Here is a 15,974-nt window from a genome sequence, read left to right as displayed (position 1 = left end):
ATTGAGGAGGAACGGCGAAGGTGACCGCCGGCGACGATGCAGAGCGAAGCGATGAGGAGGAGCGGCGAAGGTGACCGCCGGCGACGATGCAGAGCGAAGCGATGAGGAGGAGCGGCGCAGGTGAGTAGCGAACCTGTCGCGGCCGAAGCGGCGGCGAACCCGTTCGCCGACGGGGTTCCCTTCGGAACCAAGCTGCGAGAGCTCGCCGAACAACGTGGGAACGATGCCGGCGTCACGATCGTCGCGCTCGACGGCACCGCGCAGACGCTGACGTTCGGTGAGCTCGACGCCCGCGCCAACCAGTGGGGCCGCGCCCTCGCCGCCGCCGGCGCCGCAATCGGTTCCCTTGTGGCGCTTGCTATTCCGAATTCCCAGCATCTGGTGCTGGCGACGCTGGGGTGCTGGAAGATTGGCGCGGTTCCGGTGCCCATGCACTGGGATCTTCCCGAGTGGGAGCGCGACCGGGTGCGCGAGGTGATCGATCCCGCCGTCGTCGTCGATGAAAAGAGCCGCTGGGACCTCGACGCCCGCGCGGCCGCCGAGTCCGACGGCCCCCTGCCGGTGGCCGTCTCCCCCACCGCCAACGGGATCTGCAGCAGCGGTTCGACCGGCGTGCCCAAGGTGATCCTCAACCTGGCGCCCTCACTGTGGATCCCCCAGCAGGGCGAGCCGTTCCTGTCGAACTGGACACCGGTTTCCCAGCCGCAGACGATCATGGTGCCCGCGCCGATGTATCACACCAACGGCTTCGCCACCTTCCTCATGCTGCTGGCGGGCGACCATCTGGTGATACTCGAAAAGTTCGACGCCGCATTGGCTCTCGATGTGATCGAGCGCTTTCGGATCACCAACTTCACCGCGACGCCCACCATGCTGGCGCGCATCGCGGCCCGGCCCGACGTCCGGGAGCGCGACCTGTCCAGCATCGTCTTCATTCTGCAGGGCGCCGCGGTGATGCCGCCCTCGTTGCTGCATACGTGGTTCGAACTGCTCAGCCCGGAGCAGATCGTGACGGCGTACGGGATGACGGAAAATCTGGGGCTCACCGCGCTGCGCGGCGACGAGTGGCTCGCCCACCCGGGCAGCGTGGGCCGCGGATTCCGGGACACCGAGATCCGGATTCTGGACGCAGAGAAGCGGCCGCTGGGTCCCGGCGAGGACGGGGACGTGTATCTGCGGGCACCGATGAGCGCGGGGTATCGCTACCTGGGTGGGGCGCCCCCACTGCCGTCGACCGAGGACGGCTTCCGCTCCGCCGGGGACATGGGCCACCTCGACGAGGACGGCTTTCTCTACATCGTGGACCGCCGCGTCGACATGATCGTCAGTGGCGGCGCCAATGTCTTTCCCGCCGAGGTCGAGTCGGCGCTGGCCGGCCACCCAGGTATCGCCGACGTGGTCGTGATCGGGCTTGCCGATCCGCAGTGGGGGCGCCGCGTGCACGCGGTGATCCAGCGCGCCGAGGCCGACGGCGCCGAGCCCCTCACCGAGCAGGGCGTGATCGACTACGCGAAGAGCCGCCTGGCCCCCTACAAGGCGCCCAAGACGGTGGAATTCGTCGACGCGATACCGCGCACCGCGGCCACCAAGGTCAACCGCTCGGCGATGATCGCGGCGCGGGGCGGCTGAGCGTCCGACCGTCGGTCGGCGCGACGACCCAGAAGGTATGGCTTCGCGGATGGGCCCCAGGACGCGGTAACCTCATTCTCAGAGCGTAAGGACTGCGCCAGGGAAGGGAACAGCGCCGATGACCGCCCCCAATGACGAAGCCGAAGTGACGCGCGGCGACCGCTTCATCAAGACCGCCGTCGCGATCCTGGGCGAGACGGGACGCACCGACTTCACCGTGCAGGAGGTCGTCGCCCGCTCCAAGACGTCGCTGCGGGCCTTCTACCAACACTTCGCCAGCAAGGACGAACTACTTCTGGCGCTGTTCGACAGAACCATCGCTCAATCGGTTCAGGCCTGGCGCGCCGAAACCGCGGGACTGGACAGCACGTCGGCCCTGAAATTGCTGATCGATCGGCTCAGCGAGCAACCGGAATCGAGCACCCAGGACAGTCTGAATCGCGCGCTGACCCTCTACAACCAGCACTTGGCCGAGACTCGTCCCCGTGACTACGCCCGGGTGCTCACACCGTTGCACCGGCTGACTCGCGACATCGTCGGGCAGGGCATCACCGAGGGCGTCTTCAACCCCGGATTGGACGTTGGTGCGGCCGCCGCCATCGTCATGCAGACGGTGATGGGCGCGCAGCGATTGCGTTGGCTGGGTTCGGAATTGAACGGCGCACCCGTGGATACGGGCCACCTCTACGACTTCTGCAGCCGCGCGCTCGGCATCCGCGAGACGGACGAAGAGTCGACGGTCCCGTCGCTGGCCGAGCTGTTCGCTCAGATCGGCATGCGCCCGGGCAGCCGCAACGGCGAGTTCGCGATGACCATGCCGGTCAGCCCGCAAGTCGTCAACACGTCCGGCGCCCTGCAGGGCGGCTTGATCGCGACGCTGGTGGACGTGGCGGGCGGCCAATTCGGGCTGGATTACCTGGAGCCGGGCACCACGATGACGACCTCGGATCTGTTTGTGCGCTACCTGCGGCCCGTCCGCCAGGGCTCGGCGTTCGCGGTGCCCAAGGTGTTGCGATCCGGACGACGGGCGATGGTGATGCAGGTGGACATCTTCGGCGACGGAGACGGCGACGACGACGAATTGCTCGCCACGGCCACCGTGAACTTCGCCATCATCAACGGCGCGACGCCGACGATCGGGCCGCGGGCCGACGAATAACGCGGGTGTCCCTCGCTGCCCAGCGGTGGTAACGTCGTTACCACGCAATGAGAATTTAGACCATTTGCAAGGAGATCGCCATGCCGTCTCGCGAGCTTCCCTTCCCGGTTTTCGACGCGGACAACCACATGTACGAGCCGCAGGAGGCGCTCACCAAGTTCCTGCCGGACAAACGCAAGAACGTCATCGACTACGTCCAGGTGCGCGGCCGCACCAAGATCGTGGTGCGCGGCCACATCAGTGAATACATCCCCAACCCGACGTTCGAGGTGGTGGCACGCCCGGGCGCCCAGGAGGACTACTTCCGCAACGGCTCACAGGGCAAGAGCTATCGCGAAATCCTCGGCGAGCCAATGAAAGCCATCCCGGCCTTCCGCGAACCGGGCGCGCGCCTGGAGGTCATGGACGAGCTCGGCATCGACTTCGCGCTGATGTTCCCGACACTGGCCAGCCTGGTCGAGGAGCGCATGAAGGACGACCCGGAGATGACCCATGACGTCATCCACGCCCTCAACGAATGGATGTACGAGCAATGGTCGTTCAACTATAAGGACCGCATCTTTGCCACCCCGGTGATCACCCTGCCGATCGTGGACCGTGCGCTCGAGGAACTGCAGTGGTGCCTGGAGCGCGGCGCCCGCACGGTGCTGGTGCGTCCCGCGCCGGTGCCCGGCTACCGCGGCAGCCGGTCGTTCGGGCTCGAAGAATTCGACCCGTTCTGGCAGGCCTGCGTGCGGGCCGAGATCCCCGTTTCGATGCACGCCTCGGACAGCGGCTACTCCGAATTGCTCAACATCTGGGAGCCGGGCGACGAGTTCCTGCCGTTCAAGCCGACCGCCTTCCGCAGCCTGGCCATGGGCCATCGCCCCATCGAGGATGCGTTCGGTGCCCTGATCTGCCATGGCGCGCTGTCCCGCAACCCTGACCTGCGGATACTGTCCATCGAGAACGGCGCGGACTGGGTGCCGACCCTGTTCCGGGGCCTCAAGGGCGTCTACAAGAAGATGCCGCAGGCGTTCACCGAGGACCCGATCGAGACGTTCAAGCGGTGCGTCTACGTCAGCCCGTTCTGGGAAGACCGGTTCACCGAGATCGTCAACATGGTGGGCACCGACCGGGTGGTCTTCGGATCCGACTGGCCGCACCCCGAGGGCCTGAAAGACCCGATCACGTTCGTCGACGAGCTGGCCGATTTCAGCGACGAGGACAAGGCAAAGATCATGGGCGGCAACCTGATGAAGCTGATGAAGGTTTCCGCGCCGGCGTCGAAGAAGCCCGTCTCGGCCTGATCGCGCGCCGGGCGCAGTCCGCTGGACGGCCGAAACATGATGTGCGCCCGTTGCTTTGGGCGGCCATCGCGCACTCGCACGTCGGCAGCGCGTAGTCGATCCACCTGATTGCGGGTGTGGGCATGACGTGACGGGTCCGCGTGGCGCCGCCGATGGCGCACTCGTGCAACGCGTTTCCGCACCCACGCGCCACCGCCGATGGCTATCTCGATTTTCGGCAACGTCAATTTTGCGCGTCGCCGAATTCGCCGGATGTAACACTCCGGTATCAAACCGTTGCGATATGCAACTAATACCATTGCTAATCTGAACATCTACGTGTGCAAAATTGGTCGCTTGATTTGACCCGGTTACGACTCTGATTAGCCCGCAGGCCCGTCGAAAACTGCGAGGAGGAACGGCCAGATGGTGGCCGAAAAGGACTGGGACCGAACGGTCGGCGCGGCCGAGGACGTGCGGCGCGTCTTCGAGAATGTCCCCATGCTGTTGGTCGGCCTCGAAGGGCCCGAGCACCGATTCGTCGCGGTCAACGCGGCGTACCGCGTCCTCAGTCCGCCCATCGACTCGATCGGGCTGCTGACGCGCGAGGTCTATCCCGAACTGGTGAGCCAGGAAATCATCCAGATGTTCGACCGGGTGTACCAAACGGGCGAGCCGCAATCGGGAACAGAGTGGCGGGTCCAAGCCGACTTCGACGGCGCGGGGCAGGCGCAGGAACACTTCTTCGACTTCATCGTCACGGCACGCCGCGCCGAGGACGGCACGATCGAGGGCGTGCAGCTGGCGTTCACCGACGTCACAGACCGGGTGCAAACGCGGATGGCCGCCGAGGCGCGCCTCGAGGAGCTGTCCGAGCGGTACCGCAACGTCCGCGATTCCGCCACGGTCATGCAGCAGGCGTTGCTCGCGCCGTCGGTGCCCGTCATTCCCGGCGCGGATGTGACGGCGCAGTATCTCGTCGCCGCGGAGGACACCGCGGCCGGTGGCGACTGGTTCGATGCGATTCCCCTGGGGGACAGGCTGGTTCTCGTCGTCGGTGACGTCGTCGGCCATGGTGTCGAAGCGGCGGCGGTGATGTCGCAGCTGCGGACCGCGCTGCGGATGCAGGTCGTGGCGGGATATCCGATCGCCGAGGCGCTCGAGGCCGTCGACCGGTTCCGCAAGCACGTGCCCGGGTCGAACACGGCCACAATTTGCGTCGGCGCGCTCGATTTCGGCACCGGCGAATTCCGTTACTGCACCGCCGGACACCCGCCGCCGCTGCTGGTGACGTCCGAGGCGACCTCGCGCTATCTCGAGCCTTCCGGCGCGGGTCCGCTCGGCAGCGGCACCGGGTTTCCGGTCCGCACCGAGTTCCTCGATGTGGGCGACTCGATCCTGCTGTACACCGACGGCCTGATCGAGCGGCCCGGCCGGCCACTGGGCGCCAGCACCGCCGAATTCGCCGAACTGGCCGCGAATATCGCCGGCGGCCAACGCGGCTTCGTCATCGAATCATCGATGCGAGCGATCGACCGAATCTGTTCGGAGACACTGGAACTGCTGCTGCGCTCGACCGGCTACAGCGACGACGTGACACTGCTCGCGGCGCAACGCCGCACTCCACCCGCGCCGCTGAACATGACGCTGGACGCAACCCTGCACGCCGCCCGCGCGGTACGCACTCGGCTCCGGCAGTGGCTGGCGGAGATCGGCGCCACCGCCGACGACATCTCCGATGTCGTGCACGCGATCTCGGAGTTCGTCGAGAACTCGGTCGAGCACGGGTACGCGACCGACGTCTCCGACGGCATTGTCGTCGAAGCGATGCTGTCCGGCGATGGCGATCTGCACATTTCGGTGATCGACCGCGGACGGTGGAAAAATCACCGCGAAGGCGAAACGGGCCGCGGCCGCGGCCTTGCCATGGCCGAAGCCTTGGTGTCGGAGGCGCACGTCAGTCACGGCCCCGATGGGACGACCGCGCGGGTGACGCACCACCTGTCGCGGCCGGCGGACTTCGTTACCGACTCGCTGGTCAGCCGCGCGACCCGTCAGCGGACGGTCAACTCCGAATTCGTCTCCGCGGTCACCGAACCGGGCCGCATCGTGGTCAGCGGCGACGTCGATTCCAACACCGCGTCCACGCTGGACCGTCAGATCGCGGTCGAAAGCCGTTCCGGCGTCGCACCGTTGACCATCGATCTCAGCGCGGTCACCCACCTCGGATCGTCGGGCGTCAGCGCCCTTGCCGCCGCGCGGGAGCGGGCACAACGACAGGGCAGCGAGTACGTGCTGGTGGCCCCGCCGGGAAGCCCGGCGCACCACGTCTTGTCACTGGTGCAGATCCCGGTGGTCAGCGGTCTGGCCGAGAACGTCGTCGCCGAGGGCTAGGACCGCTCGGACCGCTCGCCGTGCCGTACCTGGCTGAACGGCACCCCGCGGTCGGCGGCATATTCGCGGGGGAAGCCCAGCACCCGCTCGCCGATCACGTTGCGGGCCATTTCCGTTGTGCCGCCGCCGATCGCGACCGTCTGCCGCGACAGGTAGCGCAGCCCCGCCTCCAGGCCGGCGCCCGGCTCCCCCACCACGCCGGCGCTTCCCGCGATCTCCAGCGCCGTGTCGACGTCGGTGGTCACGGTTTCGGAGTGGAACAGTCTGATGAGCGTTCCGGCCGCCGGCGGCAGGACGCCGTCTCTGACACTGCGGTACACATGGCCGATCAACTGCTCGGCCACCGCGCGGTGCACCAGGACCCTGCCGGCCTTTTCCTGCACGCGTGGGTCGTCGGCCTGTCCGGTCTTCTCCACGAGGCCGACGTAGTCGACCGGGATCGCGTTGCCTCCCTCGCTGCCGCCGCCGCTGGCGAACTCCGAGCCCTGCCCCACTGCGCGGCGCTCGTGGTACAGCTGTCGCGAGGCCACCGCCCAGCCGCCATTGACCTCCCCGACAACGGCGTCGTCTGGAACGTCGACTCCGTCGAGGAACTCCTCGCAGAACTCGGTGGAACCGCTCAGCATGGTGATGTGCCGCAACGTGATTCCCGGATGAGAGATGGGCACCAGGAACATGGTCAGGCCCTCGTGTTTGGGCACATCCCAATTCGTGCGGGCCAGGCACAGGCCGTAATCGGCGGCGAACGCGCTCGTGCTCCACGTCTTGGCGCCGTTGATGATCCAACGGTCGCCATCGCGCTCGGCCCGGGTGAGCACGCCGGCCAGGTCCGATCCGCCGCTGGGTTCGCTCAACAATTGCACCAGCACCTCTTCGCCGCGCAGCGCCGCGGCGATGTGCTGCTTCTTCTGGTCTTCGCTGCCGGTGTCGAGCAGCGTTGCGCAGCAGATGGTGAACGTCGGGGTGTTAAGGATCAGGGGCATTTCGTAGTCGAGGGTTTCGGCGTCGAATGCCTTTTGGTATTCGTAGTCCAGCCCCAGACCGCCATACTCGCGGGGAAAGCAGATGCCGGCGAATCCGCCGTCGTACAAGCGCTTTTGGAGTTCTCGGGCCCGCAGCCAAGCCCGCTCGTCGTCGCGCGGGGCCGGTGGTGGGGCGTCGCGGTCGATGGCGGGCATGTTGTCGGCCAACCATGCCCTGGCCCGGGCGGCGAACTCTGCGACAGATTCGGTGTGCGTCATCTGTCCGAACGACCCGCCTTTTCGAACTCGTACACCCGCAGGTTGTGTTCCTCGGGCGTACCAAACATGCTGCGGTACAACGTAACCCGGCGAAGGTACAGGTGCAGGTCATGCTCCCACGTGACACCGATGCCGCCGTGCATCTGTACGCAGGCCTGGACGATCTGGCCGGCCATCTCCCCCACGTAGGACTTCGCGATGCTGGCCGACAATCCCGCCTGCGGCGCGCGACCCGCCACGTTGTCCACCGCCGCCCACGTGGTCGCCCGGCAGGCCTCCAGCCACAGCTTCATGTCGGCGAACTTGTGTTTGAGGGCCTGATACGACGCCAGCGGGCGACCGAATGTGTGCCGGTCCAGCGCCCACTGGGCGGTGAAGTCAAACACCGTTTGCAGGACGCCGACGACCTCGGCGCACTGCAACACCTGGGCGATCTGGCTTTGTCGATCGACCAGTGCGGGTGTCTCACCGGCGGTGCCGACGGCCGCAGACCGGGGCACGACGACACCCTCGAAGCGCACGCGGGCGTATTGCTTGACCAAGTCCACCGACTGCTGGGGCTCGATGCTGACGCCCGGAGCGTCCGTCGGGACCAGAAACTGGCGAATCTCAGCGCCATTCGGGCCGCCGCGCGCCACCACCAGCAGCGCCGAGCTCTGGGCGCCCGCCTCGACGCGGTCCTTGACGCCGTCGATGCGGTAGCCGGCGTCGGTTTCGGTCGCCGTCACCGCGGGAGCCAGTGGCGCCCAGCCCTGGCCGGGCTCACAAACCGCCCACGACGCCACCGATTCACCCGCGATCAGCGCCTCGATGGCATCGGCGTGCGCTTCGGAGTTGGAGCACTCGGCGAGCGTCGACAGGACGGTGCTGACCGGATACAGCGGCCCGGGCGCGACCGTCTTTCCGAGCTGCTCGGCGACCATCGCCAGGTCGGCGAAGCCGCTCTCCGACACACTCCCGCCGCCCAGCTCCTCCGGAACGAGCAGCCCCGTCCAGCCGAGCTCCGCGGCGCGCCGCCACCACGCTGGGTCAAACGACGCCCCCTCGGCGTGTAGCTCCCGCACCCGGCGCAGCGGCGCTTCCTTTTCGAGAAAGGCCTGGGTCGTCGAGGTGAAGAGGACCTTTTCGGGGGAGTCGATGGTGGTCATGGTGCCGAGGGAATCCTTCTTGACATTCGATCGCTGCGGGTGCAACGGAAACGGTTTGGGTGTTTGATCATCCGCCCGATCGGTCCTCGGTTGGCTGGCATTTCTGATGTTAGCAACGGGCAATACGGTAAGAGATACCGGAGTTCAGTCGGTAAAAGCGGTGACGAGGTTTCCGCCTCGGCGAACAGCGCGGGCCGTCGCGTTTACCCGGACGAGCCGTTCCTACATGGCGAACACGCGGCGCACCGCCTGGGCGTGCAACGCCCGGTTCTCCCGGGAAACAATCCAATCCGGCACCATCGAGTCGAAGCCATTGAAGGTCGCTGCAATCACATGCAATTCGGTGTGGACGTAAGCGTGCAGCAGCCGATTGGCGTAGTCGATGGCCTCGTCGCGACAGGGATCGATCTCGGAGCAGCTGACGAACGTGGGTGGCAGCCCCTCGAGGTTTGCCCGGTGCGCCGGGACGTGTTGCCCACTGGCGCTGGCGTGGCCGAGGTAGTGATTCCATGCCCGGCTCACGGCCGGGCCGTTGAGGCCCGGGGTGCGCTGGAACTCGCGACGCGACGGCGTGGCGTCGGAGTCGAGCATCGGCTGGTGCAGGATCTGCATCAGGATGGCCGGACCTTCCTGGTCGAACATGCGCTGGGTCAGGCCGGCGACCAGCGCCGCGCCGGCGTCGCGCCCCATGACCGCGATGCGGCCGGCGTCGGCGTCCAGTTCTTCACTGTTGTCGACCACGTAGCGGAAGGCCGCTTCGACGTCGTCCAGCGCCGCCGGGCACGGATTCTCCGGCGCCAGCCGGTAGTCGACGGAAACCACCAGACAGCCGCCGTCGCGGGCCAACTCCACGCAGTGCGCATGGTCCGTCTCCAGGTTGCCGGTGACGAACCCGCCGCCATGGGCGTACACCACCAGGGGCGCCGGGGATTCGGTGTCGCCGCGGTACAAACGGAGCCCCAGCTGACCGCCGGGCCCGGCGATGGATCGGGAGTCGATCGAGACGCCGCTGGTGTCGGCCGCCGCGGCGCGCTGGGCGGCCAGCAGGTTGGCGTGCTCCCGTTCGGCGGCCAGTGTCTCGGCGCGGAACTCGAAGGCGCCCAACTCGACGGCGGCGTCGCGCAGTACCGGGTCGATGCGGGTGAGGCCGTGTGGGCGGGCCAGGTTCGTCTGTGTCATACCTATTCGTTTTCTCCGGCTCGTCATGCACGCTAAACCACCTTCAAGGTAGACCTGCGCGTTTGGCCGGAGGCAGACGAGGTAGGTATTGGCGCGAAAAGCCCCGGGGCGGCGCGGCGAACGGGACCGGCCGTGCCGAACGCGTTGCGGCATTGCCTAACCGGGGTGTGGCGATCGCGCGAGCCGTTGGGATTCGTTGCTATTTATACTATGATAGCTAAATTCCGCTCGGTACACACCCGCCGTGGACTCGCGGTCGACGATCGGTCCGCGCGAACGGCCTGACTCGGTTGTTTTCAGGAGGAAGCGCTGATGACGCTCAGCACTGACCCGAACGGTCAGCCCGTGGTGCCCCCGCTCGACTTCACCGGTGAAACCAGCCCCTATCCGTTCTTCGAGTACATGCGGCGCACGGACCCGGTCTGGCATGGTTCCCTGGCCGATTCCGGACAGCTGCCCGAGGAATTGCGGCCCGACGACGAATGGGTCCTGTTCGATTACGACGCTGTGTCCCAGGCTTTCCGCGACGACCGGGTGTTCACGTCGGCCGCCTACGACAAGACCATCGGGCTGGTGATGGGACACACCATTTTGGCGATGGGCGGCAGGGAGCACCACGACCACCGCAACCTGGTGGCCAAAGCCTTTCGTGCGACCGCGCTGGCGCGGTGGGAGCCCTCGGTCATCGGGCCGGTGTGCGATCAGCTCGTCGACGAAATCAAGAACGACGGCCAGGCGGACCTGGTGAAGGCGGTGACCTTCGAGTTCCCGACGCGGATCATCTCCACGCTGCTCGGTCTGCCCGCCGAAGATCTCGACCTGTTCCGACGCCTGTCGCTCGACCTCATCTCGATCCCGACCGACATCGAGGCGGGGTTGAACGCCGCCACCGAGCTCTACGACTACTTCCTCAAACAGGTCGAGCAGCGCAGGCGCAAGCTCACCGACGACATCATCGGAGACCTGGTCGCCGCGGAGATCGACGGCGAGAAGCTCACCGACGAGGCCATCATCGCCTTCCTGCGGCTGCTTCTTCCGGCCGGGCTGGAAACCACGTACCGTTCGTCGGGCAATTTGCTGTATCTGCTGTTGACGCACCCCGAGCAGCTGGCGATGGTCCGTCGGGACCGATCCTTGCTGCCGATGGCGATCGAGGAGGGCCTACGCTTCGAAACGCCACTGACCACGGTCATGCGTACCACGACCGAGGAGGTCGAAATCGGCGGTAAGACAATCCCGGCCAACGCCCAGATCGACATGTGTATGGGTTCGGCCAATCGCGACGAGACCCGCTGGACCGATGCCGATACGTTCGACATCTGCCGCCCGCGCCAGGCCCACATCGCCTTCGCGGGCGGCATTCACATGTGCCTGGGCATGCATCTGGCGCGACTGGAAACGCGGGTCATGTTGAACAGCCTGTTCGATCGCGTCGAGGATTTGGCGTTCGTCCCCGACGACGGCACCGGCGTGGAATCCAAGATCGTCGGGCTCACCTTCCGGTCGCCCAACAAGCTTCCGGTCACTTTCGCGCCCGCCGCATGAAAAGCCGCGCAGCGATCCTGCACGACGTGGGAGGGCCGTGGTCGGTCGAGGAATTCGAACTGGATCCGCCCAAGGCCGGAGAGGTCCTGGTGCAGATGGCCGCCGCCGGCTTGTGCCACTCCGACGACCACATCCTCAAAGGAGACATGTCGGCGCCCAATGAGGTGATGCGATCCCTCGGCCTGCCCACCATGTTCCCGACGATCGGCGGCCACGAGGGCGCCGGGATCGTGCGTGAGGTCGGCCCGGGCGTCACCGACTTTGCGCCGGGCGACCACGTGGTGATGTCGTTCGTCGCGGTGTGCGGCCAATGCCGTTGGTGCGCCAGCGGAATCGAGTACCTTTGCGACCAGGGCATCGGCACCATGGTCCCGGGAATGCCCACCGACGGCACGTTCCGCCACCACACGGCCGACGGCCGGAAGCTGGGCCACATCTCCAAGATCGGCGCCTTCGCCGAACACACGGTGGTATCGACGAATTCATTGGTGAAGATCGAGCAACACCTGCCGCTGGCCTCGAGCGCGCTGCTGTCGTGCGCCATCCCGACCGGATACGGTTCCGTCGCCAACCGGTCCAACATGCGTGCCGGCGATACCCTCGTGGTGATCGGCGTCGGCGGGATCGGCACGGGCGCCATCCAGGGAGCCCGGATCAACGGCGCCGCGCAGATCGTGGCCGTCGATCCTGTTGACTTCAAACAGAAATCGGCTTTGCAATTCGGTGCCACGCACAGCGTGGCGACGACGACCGAGGCGCTGGACCTGGTGCGGGGTCTGACGTACGGGGTGATGGCCGACGCCGTGGTGGTCTCACCGTCGTTGATCACCGCCGAGGACGTCCGCGATGCGGTGCGTCTCACCCGCAAGGGCGGCACCTGTGTGCTCACCGGCATGACGTCGCAGTTGACCCGGTCGGTCAAGATCGACCTGCAGGACTTCATCTTGACCAATAAGACGTTGGCGGGCACCATCTTCGGCTCGTGTAACCCGAAGGCGGACGTCGCCAGGTTGGCGAGGCTGTATGAGACGGGTCAGTTACAGCTCGACGAGATGATCACCAAGCGCTATCGCCTCGATGAGGTCAACGACGCCTACGACGATCTGCTCAACGGCAAAATCGTCCGGGGCATCATCGATTTCGGGATAGCCTGAAATCCTGCTTACATCTTGATCGCGGGGATCAGCCTACTGAGATTCCAGAGCCGGTCTCGTCGCGCCGACAGGCAGGAGATCGCCAGTGCGACAGCGGTTATCGCGGCCAGCACGATGATCGCCTGCCATAGTCGGGCGTCGATGCCGCCCAGGATGAGCTGCCGGAGCCCGTTGACGCCATAGGTCATCGGGTCGAAGCGGTGCAGGATCTGGAACGGCCGTGACGTGGTTTCCACGGGGTACATGCCGCCCGCACTGACGAGCTGCAACATGAGCAGAGCCATGATCAGCACCCGGCCCACCGCTGGACCGACAAGCGCGTTGATCGCCTGCGTCGCGGCTACGAACGCACCGGAGATCAGCACCATGAACCCCAGCATGGCCGCCGGATGGACGGCGTGCATACCGAGGGCGAACCGGACCACGCAGTAGAGAATGACGGCTTGGAATAGCGCGATCGCGGCGGCGGGCAGGTAGCTGGCGAGCACCACGCGGAATGCGAGCACCTCCGCCGCGATCGGGCGAGTCTGCAAGGGCCGCAGCACCATCCACAGCACCAACGCACCGAAGAACAAGGCGAGCGTGAGGAAGAACGGAGCCATCCCGGTGCCGAAGTTGGGCGCGGCGTTCTCATGTGAAGCCTCGAGTTGCACCGGACCACCAATGGTTTCGGCGACCGCATCCTTTTGCTGGCTTGTCCAGTTGGGTACCTGCTTGGCCCCGTCGGCGAGTTTGGTCGCCAGCTCGGCCGATCCCGCCTTGAGTTGTCGTGCGCCGTCGTCGAGCTTGGCGATGCCACCGGCCAATTCGGCGTTGCCGGTGGCGACTTGCTGGGCTCCGTCGCGCAGCTGGGTGAGCTTGTTCGTCAGCTCCTGTCCCTTGCTGCCGACCTGGTCGAGCGCCGACCCCAGGGGGTTGCCCGGGTTCCGCAACCCCGATGTCATGGCAATCGCCGCGTTCTGCGCGTCGGTGAGCTGCTGGCGGATCTGGGGCGTGAATTGGTGACCCCGGAGCTGATCCTGGATGCCGCGCAGGTTGTTCGCCAGCGGATCCTGTCGTGCGGAGAGCTGGTCGATCACCGATGACAGCGAGTTTGCGGCGGCATCCTGCGCCCCGGCGATGGCACCGAGTTGGTCGTTGGCCTGCGCAAGTGCGGCCGCGCCCTGTTGCAATTGCTGCGTGCTGCCGCCGATTTGCGACACCGCCTTGGTCACCGCGAGCAGCGGGTCGGTGGCTTGGTTGATTCCGTCTGACAGTTGCTTGGCGCCCGTGGCAAGCGTTGCCGAGCCGGACCGCGCGGTGTCCAGGCCGGACACCAGCTGACCGGCGCCGTCATCGAGTTGCGCGGCGCCGTCGGCGGCCTGCTTGATCCCCGATCCCGACGAAACCACCACCGACAGCATCTGATTGACGGCCTGTCCCGAGATCCGGCTGGACACGGCGTTGAGCACCTGGCCGATGGCGGTACGACCGATACTCGTCGAGATGTAGTTGTTGGCGTCGTTGTAGACGGCGATCAGGTTGGCCTTCTTGGGTTGCCCGGTCACCGGCGACGCAATGGCCGCGCTGAAATCGGGCGGTAATTCGACCATGAAGTAGTACTTGCCGTGGTCGACTCCGTTGCGTGCCTCCGCTAGGTCCACGACGTGCCAGTCAAGGCCGCCGTCCGCGGTCAGGCTCTTGGCGATCTCCGCGCCGGCGTTGAACTGTTGCCCGGATACGACGGCACCACGATCGGAGTTGACCAACGCCACGGGCATCTTGTTGGTGTGGCCGAACGGATCCCAGAACGCCCACAGGTACAGCGCCCCGTACACCAGGGGTAGCAGCATCAGTACGACGATCGCCACGCGCGTCAAGCGGCTACGGCCGAAACGTTTGATCTCCGAGCCAAAGGCGAGTCCAGCCAACATCGTTCAGCCCTCTCCGGTCAGGATGCGGTGATCGTGTAGTTCGTGGTCGGGCGCCTCCGTGCCGAGCGGGTTGGTCACCCCGACGACGACGGTGCGCTGCTCGGCGATCACGCCGAGCCTGTCGGCCGCGATCGTTCGCCGGGAATTGTCGCGAACCTGCTCGAGGTCGCCGACCACCAGGATCGGCCGATTCGACAACAACGCCAGCGTGATGCGCAGCAGAAACAGTTCGAGGTCTGACAGTTCGACGATGTAGGCGTCGCCGGACGGCGGGGCCATCTCGCCGAAGACCTCGGCCAGCTCGGCCGGACCCGATTGAAGCGGCACCGACGAATACCACGGCGCCAGCCACCGCCGTTGCTCGGCGAGCACGGTCTCCACGGTCACCGAATCCTCCAGCTCGTCGATGCCTTCGAAGGCCGCGATCGAGCACTGCCGGCGGATCGCGCGCGGGGTTGTTTCGCCGAGTACGGTGAGCGTGCCGTGGCTCGGCCTGAAACGTCCCGCGAGCGTCAGCAGCAGCGTGGTCTGCCCTGGGCCCCCGGGCATCTGAATCGCGTGAAATCCCGACGTCAGGGTTAGGTCGACCCCCGAGAAGAGCGGCCCGTGCTCACCGTCGACCCCCAATCCGCGGGCGATGATCACCGGCGCTGCGGCGTCCGGCCCGTCATTCGTACCCATGGTGAGGCCCTCCCTGACCGGCGGAAGCCCGAATCGATCCCAGCACCGCGGTGACCAGCTGCGCTAGCAGGTCGGGGTTGATGGTCCCGGGACGCAGGACCTCTTCCATCGCCACGCCGAGGTTGATGGTGACGACGAGCTGGGCGAGGTCGGCGAGCTCTCGATCGGATGCCACGGACGGGCTCGATTTGACGATGTGCACCGCTTGGTGGGCGGCGGCGGCGCGGCGGCGTTCGATGAGGCGCTCGCGCAGCTGGTTGTCGCGCTGGGCGCGCAGCCAGTATTCGACGAACAGCACGTAGAAATCGGAATGGTCGCGAACCGCGTCCAGCCATGACCGGCTCAATTCCCGTGCGGCCGCACCGGTGTCGCCGCCGCTGCTGTCCAGCGCTGTGGCGATCTGCTCGCCGCGGAGCTCGAATTCGCGGTCGAGCAGGGCCAAAAACAGCTCATCTTTGGATTCGAAATTCGAGTAGACCGCTCCCTTGGTGAAACCCGCGGCCTGGCCGATGGCATCGATGGTGGCCCCGGCGAAGCCTTCGGCGGCGAAAACCTTCGACGCCGCGTCCAGGATGCGGTCGCGAACCTCGCCGCGGGTGGGGCGGGTTCGGTGCGCCTTGACAGGAGACATGGTCAGCAGCATACTCCCCGGTATCGAATGGA

12 protein-coding genes are annotated in these 15,974 nt (G+C 66.4%); 6 read left to right on the top strand and 6 right to left on the bottom strand.

The features are described 5' to 3' along the window. Window positions 1-120 precede the first annotated feature (120 nt). From P6281_RS07295 to P6281_RS07280, 4 genes are all read left to right on the top strand, one after another. The gene (locus P6281_RS07295) at window positions 121-1,629 is read left to right on the top strand and encodes a class I adenylate-forming enzyme family protein (protein WP_008255024.1); all 1,509 of its coding nucleotides are present in this window, start codon (window positions 121-123) and stop codon (window positions 1,627-1,629) included. Between the two features lie 118 nt (window positions 1,630-1,747). Further along, window positions 1,748-2,788 (top strand): hotdog fold thioesterase, encoded by a 1,041-nt coding sequence (locus P6281_RS07290; RefSeq protein WP_008255023.1) that lies wholly within the window; start codon window positions 1,748-1,750, stop codon window positions 2,786-2,788. Between the two features lie 80 nt (window positions 2,789-2,868). After that, a complete protein-coding gene (locus P6281_RS07285) occupies window positions 2,869-4,077 on the top strand; it encodes an amidohydrolase family protein (RefSeq protein WP_008255021.1) in 1,209 nt (402 codons plus the stop codon). Between the two features lie 405 nt (window positions 4,078-4,482). Further along, on the top strand, window positions 4,483-6,450 hold the full coding sequence (locus P6281_RS07280; RefSeq protein ID WP_324738686.1) for a SpoIIE family protein phosphatase: 1,968 nt from the start codon (window positions 4,483-4,485) through the stop codon (window positions 6,448-6,450). Here P6281_RS07280 and P6281_RS07275 read toward each other — a convergent pair. From P6281_RS07275 to P6281_RS07265, 3 genes are all read right to left on the bottom strand, one after another. After that, window positions 6,447-7,691: an acyl-CoA dehydrogenase family protein gene (locus tag P6281_RS07275; RefSeq protein ID WP_009957678.1), complete on the bottom strand. Its 1,245-nt coding sequence runs from the start codon at window positions 7,689-7,691 to the stop codon at window positions 6,447-6,449. The two genes, P6281_RS07280 and P6281_RS07275, sit on opposite strands and share 4 nt — an antisense overlap. After that, window positions 7,688-8,839 carry an acyl-CoA dehydrogenase family protein gene (locus tag P6281_RS07270; RefSeq protein ID WP_043955648.1) on the bottom strand — a complete coding sequence of 384 codons (1,152 nt, stop codon included), beginning with the start codon at window positions 8,837-8,839 and terminating at the stop codon, window positions 7,688-7,690. Before P6281_RS07270 ends, P6281_RS07275 begins: the two co-directional genes overlap by 4 nt. Before the next feature lie 222 nt (window positions 8,840-9,061). Next, entirely contained in the window at window positions 9,062-10,018 is a 957-nt protein-coding gene (locus tag P6281_RS07265) for an alpha/beta hydrolase (protein ID WP_008255011.1), read from the bottom strand. A 312-nt stretch (window positions 10,019-10,330) separates the two neighbouring features. Between P6281_RS07265 and P6281_RS07260 the strand changes: the two genes are divergently transcribed. Next, window positions 10,331-11,563 (top strand): cytochrome P450, encoded by a 1,233-nt coding sequence (locus P6281_RS07260; RefSeq protein WP_008255006.1) that lies wholly within the window; start codon window positions 10,331-10,333, stop codon window positions 11,561-11,563. Then, window positions 11,560-12,717 (top strand): Zn-dependent alcohol dehydrogenase, encoded by a 1,158-nt coding sequence (locus tag P6281_RS07255; protein WP_009957681.1) that lies wholly within the window; start codon window positions 11,560-11,562, stop codon window positions 12,715-12,717. Before P6281_RS07260 ends, P6281_RS07255 begins: the two co-directional genes overlap by 4 nt. Before the next feature lie 8 nt (window positions 12,718-12,725). Here the strand turns inward: P6281_RS07255 and P6281_RS07250 are convergent, their stop codons facing one another. Genes P6281_RS07250 through P6281_RS07240 form a run of 3 tightly spaced genes read right to left on the bottom strand, consistent with a single transcriptional unit; the run spans window position 12,726 to window position 15,954 of the window. Further along, entirely contained in the window at window positions 12,726-14,630 is a 1,905-nt protein-coding gene (locus P6281_RS07250; protein WP_201359147.1) for a YhgE/Pip domain-containing protein, read from the bottom strand. Window positions 14,631-14,633: 3 nt separating this feature from the next. Further along, on the bottom strand, window positions 14,634-15,311 hold the full coding sequence (locus tag P6281_RS07245; protein ID WP_095762996.1) for a hypothetical protein: 678 nt from the start codon (window positions 15,309-15,311) through the stop codon (window positions 14,634-14,636). Beyond that, window positions 15,298-15,954, bottom strand: a complete 657-nt coding sequence (locus P6281_RS07240) for a TetR/AcrR family transcriptional regulator (protein ID WP_009957684.1) — start codon at window positions 15,952-15,954, stop codon at window positions 15,298-15,300. The genes P6281_RS07245 and P6281_RS07240 overlap by 14 nt, the downstream gene beginning before the upstream one ends. Window positions 15,955-15,974 lie beyond the last annotated feature (20 nt).

The sequence above is a fragment of the Mycobacterium sp. 5-140-3-2 genome (assembly GCF_035666375.1).
Taxonomy (GTDB): Bacteria; Actinomycetota; Actinomycetes; order Mycobacteriales; family Mycobacteriaceae; genus Mycobacterium; species Mycobacterium intracellulare.
The sequence above is the reverse complement of the archived record's forward strand: the minus strand, read 5'-3'. Positions and strand labels throughout refer to the sequence as shown.

Excerpts from the sequence above, each read along its gene's own strand:
- P6281_RS07290 (WP_008255023.1), top strand. The coding sequence starts at position 1,748 with ATGACCGCCCCCAATGACGAAGCCGAAGTGACGCGCGGCGACCGCTTC.
- P6281_RS07285 (WP_008255021.1), top strand. The coding sequence starts at position 2,869 with ATGCCGTCTCGCGAGCTTCCCTTCCCGGTTTTCGACGCGGACAACCAC.
- P6281_RS07280 (WP_324738686.1), top strand. The coding sequence starts at position 4,483 with ATGGTGGCCGAAAAGGACTGGGACCGAACGGTCGGCGCGGCCGAGGAC.
- P6281_RS07275 (WP_009957678.1), bottom strand. The coding sequence starts at position 7,691 with ATGACGCACACCGAATCTGTCGCAGAGTTCGCCGCCCGGGCCAGGGCA.
- P6281_RS07270 (WP_043955648.1), bottom strand. The coding sequence starts at position 8,839 with ATGACCACCATCGACTCCCCCGAAAAGGTCCTCTTCACCTCGACGACC.
- P6281_RS07265 (WP_008255011.1), bottom strand. The coding sequence starts at position 10,018 with ATGACACAGACGAACCTGGCCCGCCCACACGGCCTCACCCGCATCGAC.
- P6281_RS07260 (WP_008255006.1), top strand. The coding sequence starts at position 10,331 with ATGACGCTCAGCACTGACCCGAACGGTCAGCCCGTGGTGCCCCCGCTC.
- P6281_RS07255 (WP_009957681.1), top strand. The coding sequence starts at position 11,560 with ATGAAAAGCCGCGCAGCGATCCTGCACGACGTGGGAGGGCCGTGGTCG.
- P6281_RS07250 (WP_201359147.1), bottom strand. The coding sequence starts at position 14,630 with ATGTTGGCTGGACTCGCCTTTGGCTCGGAGATCAAACGTTTCGGCCGT.
- P6281_RS07245 (WP_095762996.1), bottom strand. The coding sequence starts at position 15,311 with ATGGGTACGAATGACGGGCCGGACGCCGCAGCGCCGGTGATCATCGCC.
- P6281_RS07240 (WP_009957684.1), bottom strand. The coding sequence starts at position 15,954 with ATGCTGCTGACCATGTCTCCTGTCAAGGCGCACCGAACCCGCCCCACC.